Genomic DNA, 22,333 nt, shown 5'->3' on the forward strand with positions numbered 1-22,333 from the left:
CACGCACCGAAAGGCACCCCCATGCTGATCCGACTGCTCCGCAGTCACCTGCGCCCGTACTCGGGGCAGATCACGCTCATCGTGCTGGCCCAGCTCGTCAGCACCATGGCCTCGCTCTACCTGCCCAGCCTCAACGGCGAGATCATCGACGAAGGCGTCGCCAAGGGCGACACCAGCTTCATCCTCAGCCACGGCGCCCTCATGCTCGGCGTCAGCGTCGTGCAGATCACGGCTGCCGTGGCCGGCACCTTCCTCGCCGCCCGGGTCGCCATGGCGATGGGTCGCGACGTGCGCGGCAGGGTCTTCGGCAAGGTCGTCGAGTTCTCCGCGCAGGAGGTCACCCGCTTCGGGGCGCCGACCCTCATCTCCCGCAACACCAACGACGTGACCCAGGTCCAGATGGTCGTCTTCATGGGCTTCGCGCTGCTCGTGACGACCCCGATCATGATGGTCGGCGGCATCATCATGGCGCTCCGCGAGGACGTCGGGCTCTCGTGGCTCGTCGCCGTGGCCGTGCCGCTCCTCGGTCTCGTCGTCGGTCTCGTCATCTCGCGGATGGTGCCGTGGTTCGGCCGCATGCAGACCTCGCTCGACGGCGTCAACCGCGTCATGCGCGAGCAGATCACCGGCATCCGGGTCGTCCGCGCCTTCGTGCGCGAGGACCACGAGGAGTCGCGCTTCGCCGAGGCCAACGAGCGGCTCACCGACGCCGGCCTCCACGTCGGGCGGCTCATGGCGCTCGTCTTCCCGATCGTCATGCTGATCTTCAACCTCTCCACGGTGGCCGTCATGTGGTTCGGCGCCCACCGGATCGCGTCCGGCGACATGCAGATCGGCGAGCTGACGGCGTTCCTCAGCTACCTCGTGCAGATCCTCATGGCCGTCATGATGGCGACCTTCATGGCCACGATGATCCCGCGCGCATCGGTCTCGGCCGGCCGCATCGAGGAGGTCCTCGGCACCGAGTCGTCCGTGGTCGAGTCGGTGCAGCCGCTGCCGTTGCCGGTCGGCGCCGCGGGGCTCGAGGTGTCGGGCGTCGACTTCCACTACCCGGGCGCCGAGGCCGCCGTGCTCCACGACGTGTCCTTCCGGGCGCAGCCGGGTCGCACGACGGCCATCATCGGGTCGACCGGCTCGGGCAAGACGACCCTGCTCGGTCTCGTGCCGCGCCTCTTCGACGCCTCGGGCGGCAAGGTGCGCGTCGGTGGCGTGGACGTGCGCGACCTCGCGCTCGACGACCTGTGGAGCAAGATCGGGCTCGTCCCGCAGAAGCCGTACCTCTTCAGCGGCACGGTGGCGACGAACCTGCGCTACGGCAACCCTGAGGCCACGGACGACGAGCTGTGGGACGCCCTGCGCATCGCCCAGGGACAGGACTTCGTCCAGGCCATGGGCGGCCTCGACGCGGCGATCGCCCAGGGCGGCACCAATGTCTCGGGTGGCCAGCGGCAACGGCTGGCCATCGCCCGTGCCATCGTCAAGCGGCCCGACATCTACCTCTTCGACGACTCGTTCTCGGCGCTCGACCTGTCGACCGATGCCCGGTTGCGTCGGGCCCTGCGCCCGGCCACGGCACAGAGCACCGTCGTCATCGTGGCCCAGCGCGTGTCGACGATCGTCGACGCCGACCAGATCCTCGTGCTCGAGGACGGCCGCATCGTCGGCCAGGGCACGCACGACCAGCTCGTCGACACCTGTGAGACCTACCGGGAGATCGTCGAGTCCCAGCGCAGCGCGGAGGAGGCGGCCTGATGGCCGAGGGAGTCAAGACCACGGAGGAGAAGGCCGCAGAGGCTCGACGCGGCCCGGCCCGACGGGGCGGCCCGCCGCACATGCAGATCGGCCAGCCGGGGGAGAAGTCGCTGAACTTCGGCCCGTCGGCCAAGCGCCTGCTCGGCAGGCTCCGTCCGCACCGGGCCAAGGTGATCGTCGTGCTCGTGCTCGCCGTCGTCAGCGTGACGTTCAGCTCGGTCGGGCCGAAGATCCTCGGCCGGGCGACCGACCTCATCTTCTCCGGCGTCATCGGGGGCGCCATCAAGGCGCCGCCGGGCACGACGAAGGAGCAGGTCATCGCGACCTTGCGCGCCCGGGGCCAGACGACGTATGCCGACCTGCTGGGCAACGTCGACTTCACCCCGGGCCGGGGCATCGACTTCCACGCCCTCGCCAACGTGCTCCTCCTCGTCATCGCGCTCTTCGCCGTGGCCTCGCTGCTCATGTGGGTCCAGGGCTGGATCCTGCAGGGCGTGCTCGCCCGCACGATGTACGACCTGCGCCAGGAGGTCGAGGCGAAGCTCAACCGGCTGCCGCTGCCCTACTTCGACAACCAGCCGCGCGGTGAGATCCTCAGCCGCGTCACCAATGACATCGACAACGTCGGCCAGTCCCTGCAGCAGACGCTCTCGCAGCTGCTCAACTCCCTGCTGACGGTCGTCGCCGTGCTCGGGATGATGTTCTGGATCTCGTGGACGCTCGCCCTCATCTCGCTCGTGAGCATCCCGATCTCGATCGTCGTCACGAGTCTCATCGCGAAGCGGTCGCAGAAGCTGTTCATCCAGCAGTGGCGCAACACCGGCGAGCTCAACGGCATCGTCGAGGAGACCTTCACCGGCCACGGCCTCGTCAAGGTCTATGGCCGCCAGAAGGAGACCGAGCAGGCGTTCAAGGAGAAGAACGGCGAGCTGTACGAAGCGTCGTTCGGAGCCCAGTTCATCAGCGGCATCATCATGCCGGTCATGATGTTCGTCGGGAACCTCAACTACGTCCTCATCGCCGTCGTCGGCGGCCTCCGGGTGACGTCCGGCGCCATGAGCCTCGGTGACGTCCAGGCGTTCATCCAGTACTCCCGGCAGTTCACGCAACCGCTGACGCAGGTCGCCTCGATGGCCAACGTGCTCCAGTCGGGCGTCGCCTCGGCCGAGCGCGTCTTCGAGGTCCTCGACGCCGACGAGCAGGAGTCCGACCCCGTCGAGCCGGACCGCATCGAGGACCCGCACGGTGCCGTGACGTTCGAGGGCGTGTCCTTCTCCTACTCGTCCGACAAGCCGCTCATCGAGGACCTCGACCTCTCGGTGCGCCCCGGCCAGACCGTTGCCATCGTCGGACCCACCGGCGCCGGCAAGACGACCCTCGTCAACCTCATCATGCGGTTCTACGAGCTCGACGGCGGCCGCATCACGCTCGACGGCGTCGACATCCGCGAGCTCACCCGGCACGACCTCCGGTCCCGCATCGGCATGGTGCTGCAGGACACGTGGCTCTTCGGGGGCACGATCCGCGACAACATCGCGTACGGGCGCCCGGGTGCCACCGACGAGGAGGTCGTCGCCGCTGCCAGGGCGACCTACGTCGACCGCTTCGTGCACTCGCTCCCCGACGGCTACGACACGGTGCTCGACGACGAGGCGTCCAACATCTCGGCAGGCGAGAAGCAGCTCGTCACGATCGCTCGCGCGTTCCTCTCCGACCCGGCGCTGCTCATCCTCGACGAGGCGACGAGCTCGGTCGACACGCGCACCGAGGTGCTCGTGCAGCACGCCATGGCCGCGTTGCGGTCCGACCGGACGAGCTTCGTCATCGCGCACCGTCTGTCGACGATCCGCGACGCCGACCTCATCCTCGTCATGGAGGACGGCCGCATCGTCGAGAAGGGCTCGCACGCCGAGCTGCTCGCGTCCGGTGGCGCCTACGCCACGCTCTACGCCGCCCAGTTCGCGGGTGCCGCGGCCGACCTCGACGAGTCGACGGGCGCCCCGGGTCTGCCCGACGGCCTCCCCGAGATGGCGACGGTCGGTGCGGGCTCGCCCGGCCCGGCCGGCGGTCCGGGCGTCCCGACCCCGGACGCGGCCGTACCGGCCGACCCGACCGACTGAGCGACCCGCACGACGAGGGCCCCGCCGTCCGACGTGGACGGCGGGGCCCCTCGCGTATGCCGTGTGGTCGGCCGTTGTGGTCGGCGTTCGCCGGCCGGGTCGGGCGCCTCACAAGCGCAATCCGCTTTGTTAGCGGGTGGTTAGGGGGTCCCGTGACTCTGGTCCCACGCCCTCAAGGGGCGGGCCGGTCCGAATCCGGTCGACCTGCCCGATCGCTCGCCACCACAAGGAGATTGACCATGAACACTCGAGTCCGGAAGAGCGCCTTCCGCACCCTTGCCACCACCGTCGTCCTCGCCGCCGCAACCGCCGGCCTCGCCCCGATCGGTGCCATCGCGACGGCAGACGCCGCCGTGAACCCGATGGTCGCCCACGCTCGCAACTACCTCGGGACGACCCAGGGCCAGTGCAAGGTGTTCGTCCAGAAGATCTACGCCGAGACCCACGCCAACACGCTTGGCACCGGCTACTACCAGGCCTACATCAACGCCGGCTACCACCGCGTCGCCAAGGCCGACGTCGTGCCCGGCGACATCATCCAGGAGACCGATTCCGGCGCGCACACCACGGGCATCCACACCGCCATCGTCACGGGTGACCCGGCGGGCGTCGACATCCGGGTCATCGACTCGAACTTCGTCGCGTCGCTCAAGGTCGGCGAGCACACCTACAACCCCGACGCGCACGCCGCGTCCAAGGGTGGCGTCGCCTACTACTGGCACAAGGGCTGACGCCTCCGACAGCTGACGCGGTGGTGCCGCGGGGACCGACGGTTCTCCGCGGCACCCCCGCGTGTCTCGTGCGGCGTCTCATCCGGCGGTCCGACCGTGGCAGCCCGACCGTGGCAGCCCGACCGTGACACAGCCCGACCGTGACACAGCCTCGACCGTGACACCACGGTTGATGCATACGAACGAGGACCACGAACGAGGACCACGACGCTGCTGCGCGTCGTGGTCCTCGTGGTGCTCGTGGTCCTCGTGGTTCGGTGGTTCGGTGGGGCTCGGGGTCAGCTCCCGGCGACGTACTCGCACGGACCGTTCACGGACTGGACGCCCTTGACGCACCACGCGTCGACCGGGGCCGACGCGGCATGGCCGGCTGTCCCCGCGGCGAAGCCGAGAATGGCTGTGACGGTGAATGCCGCGGCGATGCGGATGGTCTGCTTCATGGTGGCGGTCCCCTTGACTCGTCGAGGGCTGGTGGATGCCTGCCCTGCTGATGAGCGCAATGTAAGGGCGCCCCGCCAACAAATCCCTAACAACGCGCGGGCGGGCCCCCGGCGGTGAGGGGCGGGAGCCGCAGCGCCTCACGGTCGAGCCCGAGCCGCCGAAGGATCGCGGTCACCTCGTCGGCATCGTCGGCGCCCGCCCGGCCACCGGATTCCTGGGCACGGGCGAGGCGGGCCAGGTCGCATGCGAGCTGCAGCTCGTCACCCTCCGTCCGGCGTCCGTCGACGAGCCGACGCGCCTGCCGCTCGGCCGAGCGCCAATGGCCCGCTGCGGAGTCAAGGTCGACGGCGAGACGGAGACAGTCGAGATCCTCACCGTCGACCGCGTGTGCGTCGAGCTGCGGTCGCGCGGCCCGCAGCTCCTCGTTCGCGCGCTCGAGCGACCCCCGGAGCAGGTGAGCCCGGCCGAGCTCGAGCCGGCAGTGGGCGGCGCCGAGCTCGTCGCGCAAGTCTTCGGCGATCCCCAGGGCCTCGATGAGCAGCGCCTCGGCTGCGTCGATGCGGCCGAGGCCGAGCAGGCCCTCTGAGCGGGTGACGAGCCAGATACAGGTTCGGCGCGACGACCCCTCTCGACGCGACGCCTCGACCATCGTCGCGAGCAACGGGTCCCCCTCGGCGGGGCGCCCCATGTTGCGCAGCACCACGCCCCGTTGACCGTCGGCGGCGGCTCGCCCCGACGCGTCCCCGCGCCGTTCCGCGAGGGCGGCGACGGCGGCATACGCCTCGAGGGCTTCGTCGAAACGGTTGAGCACCATGGCGGCCCAGCCGGCCTGCGCCGTCGAGGCCTGCTCGAGCGCCGTGTCGCCGATCGCGCGAGCAGTGTCGAGGCGGCGCGAGGCGACCTCGGGCAGCTCGGCGAAGCGTCTCGCCTGGGCGAGCACGCCGAAGAGCGCCCCGAGCAGCTGGGCGAGCAGGCCCTGGTCGCACGTCTCCGGGTAGTCGTCGAGCGCCAGACGCAGGACGCGCTCGCGCTCGTCGTCATAGGCGCGGACGGTGAGGAAGGTGCGCAGCGCGAGGGCGAGCCGGGCGGCCAGCTCCCGCTCCTCGAGGGCGACCGAACCGAGCACGGCCGCAGTGAGGTTGATCCGCTCGGCCTCGAACCAGTCGCTCGGCGCGCACGTCGGTGCCGGGGTGAGCGGTGCGGGGGCGTCATCGTGCACCGTGGCCGTCGGCCCGGGACCGTAGGTGCCGAGGTGCGCCTCGGCCACCTGGGCGAGGTCGAGCCACGCGGTGGCGAGACGCAGGGTGAGAGCGTCTCGGGCTGTCGAGCCCTCGGTGCTGAGCAGGCGCTCGCGGGACAGCTCGACCACGAGGCTGTGCACCCGGAAGCGAGCCTGTCCTGCTGCATCTCGTCCGCTGGGTTCGACGAGGTGCCGGTCGATGAGCTGGTCGAGGGCCTGGCGAGCCCCGGCGTGCGAGACACCCTCGCCCATGAGCAGCCGCGGCACCCATTCGGGCCACTCGCCGGACGTGACACCGAGGCGCGCGAAGAGGGTCGCCGCAGGCACGGTCAGGTCGCTCACCGATGCACCGATGCTCGCTCGGACGTCGATGTCCCCCACCGACAGCTCGTCGAGTCGGGCGTGCTCGCCAGACAGTCGGTCGCGCAGCTCGTCCAGCTCGAGGTCCGCGTTCGTCGCGAGCTTGGCGCCCGCGACACAGAGCGCGAGGGGAAGATGCCCGCAGAGGGCGCTGATCTCGGCGACGACCGTGTCCGTGCCCGTCGCCGTGACGGCGGGCCGGTCAGGACCGGCGAGCTCGACGATGAGGCGCGCGGCGTCCGCAGGGGCCAGGGGCGGCACCGTGTGGCGGCGGACGCCGACGAGCCCGGCCAGCTTGCTGCGCGAGGTGATGATGGCCGCCGAGCCGGGACCGGTCGGCAGCAGACGCAGAACCTGTGCCTCACTCATCGCGTCGTCGAGCACGACGAGCAGCCGCTTGCGGTCGATCGTGCTGCGGTAGAGCGAGATACGCTCGTCGGGGTCCGAAGGGATCAGCGACTGGTCCACGCCGAGCGTCCGGAGGAACCGCGCGGCGACGTCGTGCACGTCGGCGGACCCCCGCGGCCCGTGCCCGAGGGCGGCGTGGAGCGTGCCGTCGGGGTGGGTTTCACCGAGGGCGTGCCCGGCGGCGACCGCCAGAGCGGTCTTGCCGACCCCGCCGACACCGACGAGGACGACGACGGTCGGTCGGCCGCCCCGCGTCCGGGTGTCGCGGGACGGTACGACACCGAGGTGTCGCACCAGAGCCGTGAACAGGTCGTCCCTCCCGACGAGGGTCCAGGCCAGGGCCGGCAGCTCGCGGGGCACCGGTCGGGGCCGCGCCGTCGCCCAGGCCGCGGACGCCGCGGCGGAGCGCCCCTCGAGGATCTCGACGTGCAGGTCGGCGAGCGCCGCTCCGGGCTCGACTCCGAGCTCGTCGAGGAAGGTGCGTCTCAGTCGGCGGTACTCGTCACCGGCCTCGCTCCGCCGGCCGGTGGCGGCGAGGGCCCGGAGCCGGTGGGCGTGGAGGCGCTCGTTCCACGGGTCGTGGTGCAGCTGGCTGGACGTGGCAGCCAGGACCTGGTCGGGGAGGCCGGCGGCTGCGAGCGACTCCACGAGCAGGTCGACAGCACCCACCCGCTCGTCGTGCAGCGACTGCACGAGCGTGGACACCTCGGTGTCGGGGCTGGCCGGCGCCGCGTCGCTCAGGGGTGAGCCGCGCCAGAGGCCCAGGGCACGGTCGAGCGTGTCGGCGGCGCCGTCGGGATCATCCGCCTCAGCGCGGCCACGTGCGTCGGCGACGAGCCGGCGAAACTCCACGATGTCGAGCTGGTGCCGGCCCATCCGCAGCTGGTAGCCGAACGGGCGGGTCGCCACGAGGTCGCGATCGTGGATGGCGAGGCGGCGCCGCAGGCCGGCGATGAGGTTCTGCAGCTGCTGCTTGGCGGTCGGGGGCGGCTCGGTCCACAGCACGTCGATGAGCCGTTCGGTCGGGACGAGCCGGTCGGCGCCGAGAACGAGCATCGCGAGGACCAGACGCTCGCGGCCGCTGCCGAGAGGCACCTGGTCCCCGCCGTCGGTGAGGACCTGAACCGGCCCGAGCACCCCAAATCGCACGGGTCATTGATACCCGACGCCGAACATGACGGGGCAAGCCGAAATGCCGCGGCGCAGATCCGGTCCCGCCAGCGGCGCTCGGGGCCACGCCCTGGGCGGCGCCGTCACCGACGCGTCTCCCTTGGGTTAGTCGATTGTTACCGAGGCGTCGAATGGTGTCGGTGTCAAGCGCTCCGCTTGCAGAGCGGCACGGGTCCGCGTCGCTCGATCGAACGCGCGACGTGGCCCGACCCACCAGAACCGACAGGGAGAGACCCATGAAGACCCAGCCCACCCGACGCGTCGTCCTGCGCTCGGCGCTCGCGACCGCGGTGCTCTCGACCGCAGTCCTCACGGCCGGTCCGGCCCTCACGGCGCAGGCGGCCCCCAACGACCCGATCTCACGGGCCGACGTCATCGCGCGTGCCCAGAACTGGATGGACCGCAACATCCAGTACAGCCAGGCCGGGACGGCCACCGGTCCCAGCGGGACCTACTCCTGGCGCCGCGACTGCTCGGGCTTCGTCTCGATGGCGCTGAAGCTCGGGCCCACCGGCCTCAACGCACCGAACACGACGGCGCTCGCCGGCTCCGGCTACAGCTCCGGCATCTCCAAGACCAACCTCAAGGCCGGCGACTATCTCGTCGACGCAGGCAGCCACGTCGTCCTCTTCCAGAAGTGGGCCAATGCCGACCACACCCAGTTCTGGCTCTACGAGGAGTCCAACCCCAACGACGACATGAACCACCGCGTGGCCTCCCTCAGCAGCTACTCGGGCTACGTGGCGCGACGCGCCGACAACATCCGCGACTGAGACACGGCGAGCCCYCCGACGACGGCAGTGCCCGCCCCGATCCACCGGGGCGGGCACTGCCGTCTCACGGCCCCGGGAAGAGGCGCGGTGTCGCTACCACCCGGTGCGCTCGAGCGTCTGGCGGACCGAGTCGCGGATCGAGACCATGTCCCAGTTGAACGGGTCGGTGCGGCCCGTGGTGCTCGTCTCCTTGTGGGCCCGCACGTAGCGGTGGTCGTGCCCGAGCGCACCGACGATCCGGGCCGCAGCGAGGACGGCCACGGACTTCTGCACGCTCGTGGCGTACTGGGTGGGCTCGGTGGAGGTGGCGGCATACTCGATCTGGACGCCGACGAAGAGTGTGTCGGCGTCACCCTCGGGCACGGGCCCGCTCGCACGGGCCCGGCCTGCGTGGTGGGCACGACCGCCGGCCACCACCCAGCACTCCGCATTCCGGTCGATGAGCACGTGGCAGCGCGGGCCTCGCGACGCTGGTGCGTCGTCGACGCCGATCATCGCGGCGAGCGACGGTGCCGGGGCCTCCGGGGTCGCGAGTACCTCCGTGTGGTGGATGAGCACGCCCACGGGGGCGAACGGTCCCGCTTGCGCTCGCGAGCGCCAGCCGATGGTCTCGTGGACCGTCAGGCCGGCCTCGGACAGGGCGTCCGCCAGCCAGTCGAGGCCAGGGCCGCTCGCGCGGAGCTCGGACGCCACCGAGTCGTCGGACAGGCCCCGTCCGCTCGGTGACGATGGGCCAGCGGACGAGCCTCCGGAGCGTTTCGCAACGGACATCTGGGCCTCCTCCGATCGCGTCCGGGCGATCCGGGCGCGATCGAACCCTGCCGAGGGCCAGTAACAACGACCTAACCGCCGGACCGGGGCGGTCTCAGGGCTCGAGGAGGACGGCTCCGGGGCCCTGGTCGGCCAACCGGTCGGACGGGTTGTTGAGCGCACAGGTGCGCAGGCTGAGGCAGCCGCAGCCGATGCACGCGTCGAGCTGGTCGCGCAGCTTCTCGATACGCCGGATCTGCTCGTCGAGCCGCCGGCGCCAGCCCCGTGAGAGTCGAGCCCAGTCGCCGGCCGTGGGCGTGCGTCCCTCGGGGAGCGTGGCGAGGGCGGCGCCGATCTCGTCGAGCGAGAGACCGACCCGCTGGGCGGCACGGATGAAGGAGACGCGCCGGATGGTGGCCCGCTCGTAGCGCCGCTGGTTGCCGGTCGTGCGGACCGAGTGGATGAGGCCGAGGTCCTCCCAGTAGCGCAGCGCCGAGGTCGCCGCGCCGGTGCGCTCGGCCACCTGACCGATCGACAGCGCGGACATCTAGGCGATCCGCGCTTCCGCCAGCCGCGCGACGATCTCCTCGACGGTCTCGTCGGGCGTCTGCTGCGAGCTGTCGAGCCAGAGCCCGATGTGGGGCGTCTCGGTGCGCACCTTGTGGTCGAAGTCTCGGATCGACCAGAGGTCCCCGTAGCCGACCTTGACCCGCTCGGACTCGCGCTGCATGACGGTGCTGACGTCGGGGGCGAGCATGACGAGGCTGAGCGGTCGGGTCGTCACCTGCTCGAGGAAGGGCGCGAGGCTCGTGCCGACGAAGAGATCCTGGACGACGACGGTGAACCCGGCGTCGGCATACGTGTCGGCGGTGCGGGCGGTGATGCGGTGGCGCAGCACCAGCTGCCGCTCAGCCTCGGGGTCGCCCTGCGGCGACATGTCGGCGCGACCACGCACGACGACGCGTCGGAACTCGTCGCCGCGCAGGTGCACGGCGCGCGTGAAGCGCTCCGCAAGGAGCTGGGAGACGGTCGACTTGCCCGCCGCCATGACGCCGGTGACGACGATGACCTGCGGGTTGTCGACGGTGGAGGGGAGGGGCCGGTCGCTCACGTCGCACCACCCTAGGGGGCGCCGTGGCAAATGTCGCCAGCGTTCAAGTGACGTTCACGTATTCGGCTGGGAGGTGGGCACTCGACCCGACCTCCCTCGACCGCCCAGTTCCTCACGCGCGCAAAGGGACACGTGAGAGGCACGCGCAGCCGACCTCCGTCGTCGACTGCCCACTTCCCTACGTCAGGCGTAGGCCTCGACCTCGTCGGGAGTGGCACGACGAACGACGACGCGGGTCCACGCCCCGACGTAGAGCCGGTCGTCGTCGCTGAGCTCGGTCTTGGGTCCCACGGCGATGGACGTCGCGGGCAACGGTCCGGCCGCGGGCCCGACGAACGTGCCGTTGGAGCTGCCGAGGTCCTCGACGAACCAGCGCGTGCCGTCGGTGGTCAGCTGGGCGTGCCGTCGGCTGACGCCGGGATCGGACGAGAGGTCGATCTCGGGTCTCGTGTTCCTGCTCGTGGACACCCGGCCGAGCAGGACGCTGCGGTGGCGCAGGGGCATGATCGTCGGGAGCCCCGGAGAGGGACAGGGGTCTTCGGCCTCCTGGGTCTGGTACCAGTCGGGATCGACCCACACCTCCGCCAGCCAGTCGAAGGACTCGGGCGCCTCGGAGGAGTCGGACGCCCCCGCAGCCGGAGCGCCGGCGGTGGGGGCGGCGCCTACGCCGCCCGCACCGACCGGAGGCACGGCCTCGGCGTCGGGCTCGGTGTCGGCGAGGTCGCTCGGCCCCGCGGCCGGGTCACGTGGCATGGCGCCGGTCGTGAAGTCGTAGCCGCACGCCTCGCAGAAGAGCGCGCCGTCGGGGTTCTCGGTCGCGCAGTTGGGGCACTCGAGCACCGCCGGGGCCCCGGGAGCCCCCGGGGAACCAACGGACTCAGGGCCGCCCGAGGCGCCAGAGCCACCGGGCTCGGCAGGGGCAACGGACGGGGACAGGTCGAGCGAGGAGCCGGCCGACGAGGGTGTGGCGCTGGCACCGGCGGCGGTACCCGGGGGCGTTGGCTCGGCGCTCGCCACGATGGGGGATCCGCAGGTGTCGCAGTAGTCCTCGGCCTCGGACGTGTGTCCGTTGGGGCAGACCGCGCTCATCGGCGCACCCGGCTCGTCTTCGTCGACGCCGTGTCGAGCGACATCTCGTCGATCTTCGACGCCCCCTTCTTGAGCCGCACGGTGCCGGTGTCGGCGTCGTCGATGTCGACGACCTTCTTCAGGCGGGTCGTCATCTCGTCGTTGCCGGTGGCGTCGGCGAGCTGCACCGCGCGCCCGAGCTTGGCGGTCGCGACGTCATCCTGGCCGGCAGCCTTGGCCGCGAGACCCTCCTGGATGACCGTGGCCAGCTCGGCCTGCCCCGTGTAGGCGGCGACGGCGGGGTCGATGCGCGTGGTCAGTGAGTCGTCGTTGCTCCACTTGGCCTTGACGAGCGCCTGCGCCACGGGGTCACCACCGAGCGAGAACTGCACGCGGGCCGCAAGCTGCTCCTGGCCGAGCGTGCGGGCGGGGAGGCGCACGGCCACGTGGTAGTCGCGACTCTCGTCGGACCAGGCGCCGGTCGGGTAGGCGCCGGTGAGCGGGTTGACGACGGTGCGCCGCGAGGTGAGGTCCTCGAGGGTCGGCGAGACCTGCTTGACGAAGAGCAGCTCGGCCCCCTGCGGGACCCACACGCGCAGCTCGGAGTTGGCGACGCCGCGCGACATCGACGCGCGCATCATCGCCTCGAACTCGGCCGCCATCTCCTCCGGGGCCGGGATGAGGTCGACGGTGCCGAGCAGCGCCGAGGCGATGCCGCGCACCTCGTCCACGCGCCACTGGTCGCCGACGCCGCGGCAGTCGCACTGGAACGCGCCGACGCAGCTGGCGACCGCGGTCTGCAGCGAGGCCGGCGTCTCGCCCTCGTTGACGCCGTCGGTGAGCAGGATCGCGTGTCGCTTGGTCACGTACGGCACGGTCTCGAAGATCTGACGGGCGAGAGTGAGCCACGTGCCCATCGCCGTGCCGCCGTTGGCGCGCAACCCCTCGATGGCGCGGTTGGCCTCGCCCCGGGTGTGTGCCGACATCGGCACGAGCGCGCCCTGGTGGCTGTAGGGGTAGACGATCTGGGCCGTGCCGTTGCCGGAGACGATCGAGAAGAGCGTGCCGTCGACGATCTCGGCCAGAGCCGCCTTGGCAGCCTCACCGGCCGCCTGGACGCCACGGCGCCCCATCGAGCCGGACGTGTCGATGAGGATGACCTCGGCGGCCGATCCCGGGTCGGTCAGACCCGCCGAGGCCGCCGAGGCAGTCGCGGCGGACGCGCCGCTCGACGTCACCCGCACGATCGCGTGGACGTCGGTGCCACCGTCGGGCAGGAACTCGTTCTGGAACACCTCTGCGGTGAAGTCAGCCATCCGTCGGGTCCCCTTCCACCGGCGCCGCCGATGCGGTCGCCTCCGTCGTCGTGCTCGATCCTCGCCCAGCCAGTCGGGCGAGGGCAACCGTGATGTTGTCGCGTCCGCCCTGCTCGTTGGCGAAGTCGACGAGCGCCTGCGCCACCGTGGTCGGCGTCACGTCGTCGAGCCGCGCCGCGGTGTCGTGCAGCAGGCTGCGCAGGGCCTCGGCCTCGGAGCAGTAGTTCCAGAGGCCGTCGGAGCAGACCATGAGCCAGCCTGACGTCGCCGTCACGGTCGTCAGGTGCGGCGTGAGGTCGTCCGGAGCGTCCCGCCCGAGCCAACGCGTGATCGAGTGCGCGTGCGGGCCGGTCTCGGCCTCGAGCCGCGGGACGCCCGCCGCCATCTGCTCCTGGGCGAACGAGTCGTCGCGTCCCAGCTGGCTCGCCGGTTCCTCCGCGGCGTCGGGCAGCCAGTAGACGCGACTGTCGCCGACGTTGCCGGCGACGATGACGTCGTCCTCCACGACCGCGGCAGCGAAGGTGCACGACGGCGGGTTGGGGACGTCCTCGACCACGGCAGCGGCCACGGCCTCGTTGGCCCGGGCGACGGCGCTCGTCAACGCCCGCGCGGCTCCGGCCGCCCACGCGTCCGGGGTGCCCACCCCGCGAGGGAAGGGCTGGTCGAGCACGGCACGCGCGGTCTTGGCGGCGGCGAGCGACGCGATGTGCGAGTCGGTCGCCATCGAGACGCCGTCACAGACGACGAGGACCGCGCGCGACCCCGGTGGCTCGGTGGCACTGAGCGACATGGCGTCCTCGTTGCGGGCGTGGCGCCTGCCGATGTCGCAGACGCCGCCGACCCAGGCCGTCGGTGACTCGACGAGATGGTCGCGCGGGTTGGGCGGGGGCGTGCCGCAGTGGTCGCAGTAGCCGTCGACGATGCGTCCCTGGCCGCAGGCGTGGCAGGTCAGCTCGTCGTCGGCCGGCGCGACGGCGGACGAGGGCACGGCGCCGGTCCAGCCGACGTCGAGCGGCGACTCCTCACCGGCGGGCGCGGTCTGCGGCGTCGCCGAGGCGAGCACGGTGCCGTCCGACGGCGGGGCCGCTGGCGGCGTGCCGGTGGCGGCGCGAGCCGCGACGACGAGGTCGGCGCCGCAGGCCTCGCAGAAGCTCGACTCGGCCGGGTTGGCCGTTCCGCAGGCGGGGCACTCGCGGGAAGCCTCAGGCGCCTGCGCCGCCTGCGCGCTCGCCTGCGGTTCGCTGGTCGCCGGCGCGCTGGTCGCGGGGTCGGGATCGGGGTCGGGAGCGGGGCCGGGATTGGGGCCGGGATTGGGGCCGGGAATGGGGACCGGAGCGGGGTGGGCCGCTCCCGTCGTCGGGATGTAGGTCACCAGAGGCTCCAGGGTCGGATGGCGTTGGCCTCGTCGACGAGGGGAACGCGTTCGGACAGGTCGGGGGTGCGCTTGGCCAGCTCGCGCAGGGCCTCCTCGAGCCCGAGTCGCAGGCCGTTGGGGGTGCCCTTGTGCTCGCCCAGGCGGACATCGGCCTTGTTGCCGCTCTTCTCCACCGTCACGAGCGCCTCACGGTAGATCAGCGTGGTCAGCTCGGCCCGCCGCCGCGCCGACAGCGACGTGTCGTCGAGGGTGCGCAGCGCCTCGGCGAGGTCGGGCAGGCCGCGGTTGGCCCGGGCGAGCAGCTCGGCGAGACCTGCCCGAGCCGTGCGGTAGGCGCTCGACTGCACCGGCACGAGGCGGTATGCCGCGACCGCGCCGTCGACGTCCTTGCGCGCTGCCCGGATGCGGGCCACGCCGAAGGCTGCCATCGGGACGTAGGTCGCGTCGGTCCGGGCGCACGCGACGTAGAGGTTCTCGGCGACCGCGTCGTCGCCGGCCTGCTCGGAGGCCTGGGCGAGGGCGAGCTTGGGTGCGAGCTCGCCCGGGACCTGGCCGTAGACGGCGTTGAACGCGGCTTGGGCAGCACGTGAGTCGCCCCGCTCGAGCGCGGCCAGCCCCTGGATCCAGACGGCGCGCCACTCCCACGGGTCGGCGCTCAGCAGCTCGGCCGCCGTGGACTCGGCGACGTCGGGCTTGTTCGCGTCGAGGGCCGTGCGCGCCTGCTCGAGCAGCACTTCGGTCGTGCGCACGGCAGCTCGCTTGAGCGTCGCCAGTCGTTCCTCCGGTGGGCCGGTGACCGTCGTCAGCCACCCGGCCTGCGGGTCGTGCGGGTCTCGGCGCAGGGCCGGCAGGTTGCGCCAGTCGTCGGGCTCGACGCCCGGCGTGGGCACGTCGAAGAGGAGCGAGCCGACCGTGGTCGTCGCGGCGCCCGACCCGCGGTCGAGGGCGACCACCTCGCGCAGCACCCCGACCATCTGCGAGCGCAGCTCGTCGGCGGAGACGAAGCGGTCGTCCCGGTTGGGGGCGCACGCCTTGGCCACGAGCCGGTAGAACGAGTCGTAGCGCTGGAAGACCGGCACGGTGTCCTGTGCGGGCAGCGTGTTGAGGTAGGTCGTCTGGTAGCCGCGGAACTCCATCGTCAACACCACCAGGGTGCGCCCGATCGTGTAGATGTCAGAGGCGGCGGAGACGCCGAGCTCGGCCACCTCGGGAGCCTGGTAGCCGACGGTCCCGAAGATCGCGGAGTCCTCGTCGTCGGCGCGGCGCACGCCGCCGAGGTCGATGAGCTTGACCTCGTCGCCGACCTGGATGATGTTGTCCGGCTTGAAGTCGCAGAAGACGAGGCCCAGATCGTGGAGGTACTGGAACGCCGGCAGGATCTCGAGGATGTAGGCGAGGGCCTGGTCGACGGGCAGCGGGTCGTACTTCCCGGCAGCCTGCAGGCGCTGCTTGAGGATGGACTTGAGCGAGGTTCCGCCGACGTACTCCATGACGATGTAGCCGGCGTCGTCGTGGGTCACGAAGTTGTAGATCTCGACGATGCTCGGGTGCGAGACCTGTGCGAGGAAACGCTGCTCGGCGATCGCCGCCGCGAGGGCGTCGGGGTCGGCGGAGTTGAGCAGGCCCTTGAGCACGACCCAACGGTCCGACACGTTCTTGTCGCGGGCGAGGTAGATCCAGCCGAGGCCGCCGTGGGCGAGGCAGCCCGCGACCTCGTACTGCCCGGCCACGAGGTCACCCGCCTTGAGCTTGGGGTCGAAGGAGAACGGGTGGCGGCACTTGGGGCAGAAGCCCGTGGTGCGCCCGGTCTTGCCGTCGCGGCCGCGCCCGACGGGCTCACCGCACTTGGGGCAGTAGCGCTTGTTCTCGGGCACCGTCGGGTTCGTCAGGAGAGCCTTGGCGGCGTCGATCTCGGGAGCCGGACGCACCGTCGTGATGCCGCCACCGAGCCGTGCCGACCGGAGCCGCTGTGACCCCCCGGTGCGCCGGGTCGCGATGGATCCGGCCTCCCGGGCTCGCTTGGAGCCCAGGGCGGCCGACGCGAGGTTGCTCGAGGCGGCCGATCGCGTCGACATCTCCGGACCGACCCCGCCCGTGCCCGCGGTCCCCGCCGTCCCTGCCGCCTCGGCGCCCTGGCCGTCAGGGCCCGGGGGCTCCGCGGGCGCGGCATACCCGGCGACGCTCAGCTGGTCGGCAGGGGTTCCGCAGACGTTGCAGTAGCCGGCCTCGATCGTGCCGCTGCACCCGGGTTGCTGGCAGGCGCCGCCCTCCGGGATCGACGGTCCGACAGCCGGTGCCGGGGTGGGCGCAGGAGCCGCGCCGCGGGGCGCTGCGGCCCCCACTGCCACGGGGACCGGGTTGGACCCTGCGGCCATGCCGCACACGTCGCAGTAGCCGTCGATGATCGTTCCGGTGCAGCCCGGCTGCGTGCAGGTCATGGGCGGGGCCTCTGGGGTCGGGGTGCAGGAGGACGGGGAGCGGTGCGTCCGGTGCGCGGAGCGGGCCGGGTCGCCGCGTCGACGTAGGCCGCGAACGCGGCCGCCAGGGCCCGGGCCCTGGCGATGGGCAGCGGCCGCGCCGCGAGGGTCTCGTCGAGCCGACGTCGCAGCTCGGACACGTCGTCGGCCCCTTCGGGCGCCAGCATCGCGGACGAGGCCATGGCCCCCACGGCGCCGACGAGCCCGACGACCTCGTCGCGCTCGGCCAGCCCGGCGGCATACGTCTCGTGGGCGAGGTCGAGGGCGCGCGAGACGCGCTCGAGCTTGCTGCGGTATGCCGTGAGCTCGGCTGCCGCCTGCGGCACCGGTCCCAGCGCGCGGACGTTGGGGATGGCGAGGTGCGGAGCGGGGGTGATCGCCTCGAGGCAGGCGCGTTCGAGGGCTCGGATGGCGGCGGCGCGGGCGTCGAGCTCCTCGACCTGTTGCTGGGTGCGCACGCGGCTGCGGGCGGCCGAGGCGCGTTCGGCGGCGGCGACGATGAGGTCTCGCTCGAGCACGGCGACATCGATCTCGAGCGGGCCGATGATGCCGCCGACGTCGGCGCCGCGACGGGCGCGCTCGACGAGGTCGTCCATGCGCCGGTCGAGCCGCATGATCTTCTCCGTGGCCTCGTCGCGCTGGGCTCCGGCCGGGACGAGCGGGATCTGGTCGCGAGTGCGCTCGATCCCTGCGCGCACCAAGGTGATTCGCTGGGTCGCCTCGGCCGCCCCGGGCGCGAGGGAGGCGCGTGCCTGCAGGGTGCGCGTCAGCGAGTCGAGCAGTCGGCACGCCTCGGGCAGGCTGACGGCGAGCGAGCCGCTCGACGGCAGCGACAGGTGCTCGGTGGTGTTGGAGTCGAGGCGACCGTGGATGAGGGTCGAGAGGCGTTCGGCCTCGACGGGCCCGACCCGGCCACCGTCGAACGTCGTCTCGAGCAGGGTCAGGCGGTCACTGACGGCCTTCCAGAACGTCAGCGCCACGGTCAGGTCGTTGGTGATGGCGACCTGCTCGGCCTGGGACAGCTTGAGGACGGCACGGTCGACCTCGCCGAGGTCGGCTCGACGCTGGGCCACCCACTCCCGCAGGGCATTCAGGTAGGTCTGGGCCTCGGGCGCCTGGACGGGCACGCCGAGGCGTCCGGGCGCCGTCGGCGCGACGGTGCCCGGGTCGGGGTGGCTCTGCGGCACGGCCGTCATCGTCCGTACACCGGGGTCGGGGGAGCCGGGGCGGGCCCGAGCGGTGCTGCGAGCCAGCGGTTGTAGGTCGCCTTCCACTGCCCGTCGGCCTCGAGGTCGGCGATGACGCGGTTGACGTAGCGGGCGAGGTAGGTGTCGGCCTTGTTGAGCCCGAGGCCGTAGGGCTCGACGGTGATGGCCTTGGCGCTCGTGACCACGGTGTTGGGGTCCTGCGCGGCGAGCCCTGCGAGCACGGTGTCGTCACCGGTGATGGCGTCGGCCTTGCCCTGCTGGAGGAGCACGAGGCAGCCGGTGTGCGTGCCGGCGGTGACGACGACAGGACCTTTCACCTGCTGCAGCTTCGTCAGCGACGTGGTCCCGGTGGGCGCGCACACCCGCTTGCCCGTGAGGTCGGTGAGGCTGAGGTCCTTGGCGCCCGGAAGCGCTTTGCTGACGAGGACCTTCTGACCGGAGCGGTAGTACTCCGCGGAGAAGGCGATGTCGTTCCAGCGGCCGCATGTCATCGACAGGTTGCGGGCGACCATGTCGACCGAGCCGTCCTGGAGCAGCGGGATGCGATCCGCTGCCGTGATGACGCGCAGCTGGAGCTTGCCGGGGTCGCCGAAGATCGCCTTGGCGACGGCGCGGGCCATGTCGATGTCGAAGCCCTCGATGCCGCCGGTGAAGGCGTTGCGGGCCCCGAAGAGGTAGGTGTCGGCGGAGACCCCGACGGTGAGGTAGCCCTTGTCGATGATCTTGCGCATCGCCGCGTCGGTGATCTCGCCGCGGCTGGGGAGCGTGGGGAGCGGGTCGTAGGACTGCGTCGCGTTGGTGCACGTCGGCGCTGCGACGGCGGGGGCGCTGCTCGACGGCTTGGGCGCGGTGGTCTGCGGCAGCGGCGTCTCGGCGTACGTGACACCCGAGCAGCCGGCGAGCACACCGAGGCCCGCCACGGCGACGAGGGCGGACAGCCGACGGCGCACCACTGACATGAGGACGCTCATCGGTACTCCTCGATCCGCTGGCCGATACCTCGGACCACGAGCCACGACGCGACGAGTGCCGCGAGGGCGACGACGAGGGCGATGAGCGGGGCGCTGCCACCGAGGCCCCGGAGGCTGGAGACGGTGGTCCTCGCGGCGTCGTCGCGGGCCTGCGTCACGGCCGTGTCGAAATCGCCGAACGTCTTCGCTGCCCCTCCGGCGGATGTGCTCGTCGACAGCTTGACGGCGTCGTCCCACTTGCCGCCGTCGTCGAGCGAGCGCACCTTCTGGTGCGCGGTTACGTAGTCGGTCCAGAGGATGCTCAGGGTCGTGGACTGGTCGATCCCCTCGAGGGTGTTGCGGACGGCGGACTCGTTCGTCTTCCACGCCGCCTCGTTGGTGGCTCCCGAGCCCCGGCGGATGAGCGTCAGGCTCTCGTTGGCGCGGGCGTCGTTGGCGGCCGTCGTGACGTCGGCGAGGGCGACGGCCCGCTGGTAGTCGCCCTGGGACACCCCGCGGGTCGCGCTCCCGATGCCGGTGATGATGGTCGCCGTCACGAAGAGGGCGACGAGGAGCAGCGCGATGGCGCCCGTCAGCGACGGGTTGAGGTAGCGGTGCGTCCGCCGGGCCAGCCAGACCGCGAGCGCGACGAGGCCGATGAGGGCGGCGACGCCCACGAGCAGCTGGAGGCTCGAGTTGCTGCGGTCGAACTCCTTCTGGGAGCGGTCCTCGTTGGTCTGGACGACCTGCGTCACGATCGGGATCGCGTCGGAGCGCAGCCCGGCGCTGGCCTGGGTGAGGTACTGCGCGCCCACCGGGAGGCCGAGGCGGTTGTTGGAGCGGGCCTGCTCGACGAGGGCGGCATACGTCTGCACCCGCTCGGCGAGCACGCCGAGCGCCTTGCCGTCGGCAGGCTGGGCGGCCGCGGCCTCGGCGATGCCGCGGGCGACCCGGGCCATGGCGCCCTCGTAGCTGGCGCGGGAGTCGGCGGACTCGAGGCCGCCGACGAGGAAGGCGTTGGTGGCCACGGCGTCGGCGCGGAGCAGGTCGACGTGGATCGACTGGGCGCGGATCACCTGCGCCGTGTTGTTGGCGGCCCGCTCGACCGCCGCCTGCGAGGCGAGCAGCGCGTTGACGCTCACCGCGCCGAGCACCACGGCGGCGATGACCCCGAGGAGGCCGAAGAGCCGCATCCGGCCGGGGGTGCCGTGCAGCAGCCGGTCCACCATGCCGCGCGCCCCGGGGATGCTGCCCGCGATGGTGCGCGGCTGCTGGCCGGTCCGGCCCGCGCCGGACGACGCGCCCGCCGGGATGGCGACGGGGATGTTCGTCGTCGGTGCGCTCATGCGGTGTCCTCGTGCTCGTTCGCGCTGGGGTCGTGCGGCTCGTCCTGTGCGTCAGAGACTGCCTCATCGGTGCCTGCCGAACCATCAGGGTCTGCCCTGACCTCTGCCCTGACATCCCCCCTGACATCCGCCGGATCCTGCGGCTGGGCCGCCGGTGCGTCGGTTGCGTCGGGGGCGTCGAGGTGGTCGGGCTGCTCGGGCTCGTCGGGCTGCTCGGTGAAGTCGTCTCCGGTGAGTAGACGCAGGTCGTCGCGACTCGGCTCCTTTGCGTCCTTGAGCCGCCACGCGTGGCGCCCGACGGCGTGCTCGAAGAGGTTGCGCGAGAAGCGGCCGTTGCCGAAGGCGGGCGTGCGCGGCGTCGCCTCGAGCTGGTGCCGGACGCGGCGGCGGGCGTCGTCGGTCAGCTCGTAGTCGCTCCCCGTCGCGATGGAGTCGAGGATGGCGAGCAGCTCGTCGTCGGAGTAGTCGTCGAACTCGATCGTCGTCGTGAACCGGCTGGCGAGACCCGGGTTCTGGGCGATGAAGCCGACCATGGGCTCGGGGTAGCCCGCGACGATGACGACGAGGTCCTCGCGGTGGTCCTCCATCTCCTTGACGAGGGTGTTGACGGCCTCCTGTGCGTACTGGTCGCCGGTCAAGCCGTAGGCCTCGTCGATGAAGAGCACTCCTCCGACGGCGTTGGCGACGACGTCGGCCGTCTTCATCGCCGTCTGGCCGACGTAGCCCGCGACGAGCTCGCTGCGGTCGACCTCGACGAGCTGGCCCTTCGGGAGCAGGCCGAGGGCTCGGTAGATGCCGCCGACGAGTCGGGCGACGGTGGTCTTCCCGGTGCCGGGGTTGCCGACGAAGATGAGGTGGCGGCTCATCTTGGGGGCCCTGAGGCCTGCCTCGGTGCGCATCCTCTCGACGGACAGCAGCGCGACCTGCCGGTGGATCTCCCTCTTGACCCGCGCCAGCCCGATCATCGCGTCGAGCTCGGCGAGCAGCTCCTCGACCGACTTCTCGGGCTCGGCCGGCTCCGCGGACGGCTCGGTGGGGTGGCTCGGTTCGCCCTGTGTCGCGGCTGGGATCGCGGTGGGCCCGGTCTCCTGCTGGCGTATGCCGTCACCTACCTCTGGGGTGGCGCCGCCCGGCCCCTCGGCCGGGTCACCCGGTGACGACGGCACGCGGGTCAGTCCCCACGAGCGGAGCACGGCATCGGTGCCCGGCCCCTCGGGGAGCGGTGGGAGGATGCCCGACCACGACCCCGACCACGACGGGCCCGACCCGGGGTCGTCGGGTCCGGCCTGGACCAGGGTGCCTGGCGCGCCCGGTCGCACGGCGGCGAGGTAGGTGGCGGAGGTCGCCGTGGCCTTGGCGATGGCGTCGATCGGGGCCGTGCCGAGCATGACGGCGGACGACGCGACCTCCGTCAGCGCCTCGGCGTACTCGGCGGCGAGGGTGTGCCGGGAGACGATGAGGGCCTCGAGCAGGTCGGTCGGGGCGCCGCGCCAGCGACGGCCGCGGGACGCGGCGTCGAAGAAGGCCTCGTTGATGCGGCCGAGCTCGGTCAGGCGGGGGTCGGCGACCCGGGCCCAGTGGGCGGCGGCGCCGGGCACCGACTCGGCGAGGGCCGCGGCGACGCGCAGGCCCTCGTCGCGAGCGGCGGCCGGGTCGAGGCCGGCTTCCGCCGCGATGTCGGTGAGCTGCTCCAGGCTCTCGGCCAGACGGGACTCAGTGGGGCGGCTCATGCGTCAC

General features: G+C 72.1%; 17 protein-coding genes. 4 read left to right on the plus strand and 13 right to left on the minus strand.

Features of this window, described 5'->3' with window-relative positions:
* Positions 1–21 precede the first annotated feature (21 nt).
* From AB4030_RS10405 to AB4030_RS10415, 3 genes are all read left to right on the plus strand, one after another.
* Positions 22–1,752 (plus strand): ABC transporter ATP-binding protein, encoded by a 1,731-nt coding sequence (locus AB4030_RS10405; protein ID WP_442279148.1) that lies wholly within the window; start codon positions 22–24, stop codon positions 1,750–1,752.
* Entirely contained in the window at positions 1,752–3,872 is a 2,121-nt protein-coding gene (locus AB4030_RS10410; RefSeq protein WP_442279149.1) for an ABC transporter ATP-binding protein, read from the plus strand. Before AB4030_RS10405 ends, AB4030_RS10410 begins: the two co-directional genes overlap by 1 nt.
* A gap of 239 nt (positions 3,873–4,111) precedes the next feature.
* Positions 4,112–4,603, plus strand: a complete 492-nt coding sequence (locus AB4030_RS10415) for a hypothetical protein (RefSeq protein WP_442279150.1) — start codon at positions 4,112–4,114, stop codon at positions 4,601–4,603.
* Positions 4,604–4,881: 278 nt separating this feature from the next.
* On the opposite strand, the gene AB4030_RS10420 is transcribed toward AB4030_RS10415, so the two are convergent.
* Together AB4030_RS10420 and AB4030_RS10425 are read right to left on the minus strand one after the other, a co-directional pair.
* Complete coding sequence (locus AB4030_RS10420) at positions 4,882–5,043, minus strand: hypothetical protein (protein WP_442279151.1); 162 nt, start codon at positions 5,041–5,043, stop codon at positions 4,882–4,884.
* Between the two features lie 86 nt (positions 5,044–5,129).
* A complete protein-coding gene (locus tag AB4030_RS10425) occupies positions 5,130–8,201 on the minus strand; it encodes an AfsR/SARP family transcriptional regulator (protein ID WP_442279152.1) in 3,072 nt (1,023 codons plus the stop codon).
* A 257-nt stretch (positions 8,202–8,458) separates the two neighbouring features.
* On the opposite strand from AB4030_RS10425, the gene AB4030_RS10430 reads away from it, so the two are divergent.
* Positions 8,459–8,995 carry a hypothetical protein gene (locus AB4030_RS10430; protein ID WP_442279153.1) on the plus strand — a complete coding sequence of 179 codons (537 nt, stop codon included), beginning with the start codon at positions 8,459–8,461 and terminating at the stop codon, positions 8,993–8,995.
* A 93-nt stretch (positions 8,996–9,088) separates the two neighbouring features.
* On the opposite strand, the gene AB4030_RS10435 is transcribed toward AB4030_RS10430, so the two are convergent.
* From AB4030_RS10435 to AB4030_RS10485, 11 genes are all read right to left on the minus strand, one after another.
* Positions 9,089–9,766: a peptidoglycan recognition protein family protein gene (locus AB4030_RS10435; RefSeq protein ID WP_442279154.1), complete on the minus strand. Its 678-nt coding sequence runs from the start codon at positions 9,764–9,766 to the stop codon at positions 9,089–9,091.
* Positions 9,767–9,860: 94 nt separating this feature from the next.
* The gene (gene soxR, locus AB4030_RS10440) at positions 9,861–10,292 is read right to left on the minus strand and encodes a redox-sensitive transcriptional activator SoxR (RefSeq protein ID WP_442279155.1); all 432 of its coding nucleotides are present in this window, start codon (positions 10,290–10,292) and stop codon (positions 9,861–9,863) included.
* Positions 10,293–10,856, minus strand: a complete 564-nt coding sequence (locus AB4030_RS10445) for an AAA family ATPase (protein ID WP_442279156.1) — start codon at positions 10,854–10,856, stop codon at positions 10,293–10,295.
* 183 nt (positions 10,857–11,039) lie between these two features.
* Positions 11,040–11,945 (minus strand): FHA domain-containing protein, encoded by a 906-nt coding sequence (locus AB4030_RS10450; RefSeq protein ID WP_442279157.1) that lies wholly within the window; start codon positions 11,943–11,945, stop codon positions 11,040–11,042.
* On the minus strand, positions 11,942–13,240 hold the full coding sequence (locus AB4030_RS10455; RefSeq protein WP_442279158.1) for a VWA domain-containing protein: 1,299 nt from the start codon (positions 13,238–13,240) through the stop codon (positions 11,942–11,944). The genes AB4030_RS10450 and AB4030_RS10455 overlap by 4 nt, the downstream gene beginning before the upstream one ends.
* Positions 13,233–14,612, minus strand: a complete 1,380-nt coding sequence (locus tag AB4030_RS10460; protein WP_442279159.1) for a protein phosphatase 2C domain-containing protein — start codon at positions 14,610–14,612, stop codon at positions 13,233–13,235. The genes AB4030_RS10455 and AB4030_RS10460 overlap by 8 nt, the downstream gene beginning before the upstream one ends.
* On the minus strand, positions 14,609–17,053 hold the full coding sequence (locus tag AB4030_RS10465) for a tetratricopeptide repeat protein (RefSeq protein ID WP_442279160.1): 2,445 nt from the start codon (positions 17,051–17,053) through the stop codon (positions 14,609–14,611). The genes AB4030_RS10460 and AB4030_RS10465 overlap by 4 nt, the downstream gene beginning before the upstream one ends.
* Entirely contained in the window at positions 17,050–18,288 is a 1,239-nt protein-coding gene (locus AB4030_RS10470) for a hypothetical protein (protein ID WP_442279161.1), read from the minus strand. Before AB4030_RS10470 ends, AB4030_RS10465 begins: the two co-directional genes overlap by 4 nt.
* Positions 18,285–19,271, minus strand: a complete 987-nt coding sequence (locus AB4030_RS10475) for a glutamate ABC transporter substrate-binding protein (protein ID WP_442279162.1) — start codon at positions 19,269–19,271, stop codon at positions 18,285–18,287. The genes AB4030_RS10470 and AB4030_RS10475 overlap by 4 nt, the downstream gene beginning before the upstream one ends.
* Complete coding sequence (locus tag AB4030_RS10480) at positions 19,268–20,596, minus strand: hypothetical protein (protein WP_442279163.1); 1,329 nt, start codon at positions 20,594–20,596, stop codon at positions 19,268–19,270. The genes AB4030_RS10475 and AB4030_RS10480 overlap by 4 nt, the downstream gene beginning before the upstream one ends.
* Complete coding sequence (locus AB4030_RS10485; RefSeq protein WP_442279164.1) at positions 20,593–22,326, minus strand: AAA family ATPase; 1,734 nt, start codon at positions 22,324–22,326, stop codon at positions 20,593–20,595. The genes AB4030_RS10480 and AB4030_RS10485 overlap by 4 nt, the downstream gene beginning before the upstream one ends.
* Positions 22,327–22,333: the final 7 nt, after the last annotated feature.

Source organism: Terrabacter sp. 2YAF2, assembly GCF_052114705.1.
GTDB lineage: Bacteria > Actinomycetota > Actinomycetes > Actinomycetales > Dermatophilaceae > Terrabacter.

What these genes read in the sequence shown, in the direction of transcription:
- AB4030_RS10450 (WP_442279157.1), bottom strand. Translation starts at nt 11,945, where the DNA reads ATGAGCGCGGTCTGCCCCAACGGACACACGTCCGAGGCCGAGGACTAC.
- AB4030_RS10405 (WP_442279148.1), top strand. Translation starts at nt 22, where the DNA reads ATGCTGATCCGACTGCTCCGCAGTCACCTGCGCCCGTACTCGGGGCAG.
- AB4030_RS10470 (WP_442279161.1), bottom strand. Translation starts at nt 18,288, where the DNA reads ATGACGGCCGTGCCGCAGAGCCACCCCGACCCGGGCACCGTCGCGCCG.
- AB4030_RS10420 (WP_442279151.1), bottom strand. Translation starts at nt 5,043, where the DNA reads ATGAAGCAGACCATCCGCATCGCCGCGGCATTCACCGTCACAGCCATT.
- AB4030_RS10435 (WP_442279154.1), bottom strand. Translation starts at nt 9,766, where the DNA reads ATGTCCGTTGCGAAACGCTCCGGAGGCTCGTCCGCTGGCCCATCGTCA.
- AB4030_RS10415 (WP_442279150.1), top strand. Translation starts at nt 4,112, where the DNA reads ATGAACACTCGAGTCCGGAAGAGCGCCTTCCGCACCCTTGCCACCACC.
- soxR (WP_442279155.1), bottom strand. Translation starts at nt 10,292, where the DNA reads ATGTCCGCGCTGTCGATCGGTCAGGTGGCCGAGCGCACCGGCGCGGCG.
- AB4030_RS10485 (WP_442279164.1), bottom strand. Translation starts at nt 22,326, where the DNA reads ATGAGCCGCCCCACTGAGTCCCGTCTGGCCGAGAGCCTGGAGCAGCTC.
- AB4030_RS10465 (WP_442279160.1), bottom strand. Translation starts at nt 17,053, where the DNA reads ATGACCTGCACGCAGCCGGGCTGCACCGGAACGATCATCGACGGCTAC.
- AB4030_RS10410 (WP_442279149.1), top strand. Translation starts at nt 1,752, where the DNA reads ATGGCCGAGGGAGTCAAGACCACGGAGGAGAAGGCCGCAGAGGCTCGA.
- AB4030_RS10430 (WP_442279153.1), top strand. Translation starts at nt 8,459, where the DNA reads ATGAAGACCCAGCCCACCCGACGCGTCGTCCTGCGCTCGGCGCTCGCG.
- AB4030_RS10475 (WP_442279162.1), bottom strand. Translation starts at nt 19,271, where the DNA reads ATGAGCGTCCTCATGTCAGTGGTGCGCCGTCGGCTGTCCGCCCTCGTC.
- AB4030_RS10480 (WP_442279163.1), bottom strand. Translation starts at nt 20,596, where the DNA reads ATGAGCGCACCGACGACGAACATCCCCGTCGCCATCCCGGCGGGCGCG.
- AB4030_RS10455 (WP_442279158.1), bottom strand. Translation starts at nt 13,240, where the DNA reads ATGGCTGACTTCACCGCAGAGGTGTTCCAGAACGAGTTCCTGCCCGAC.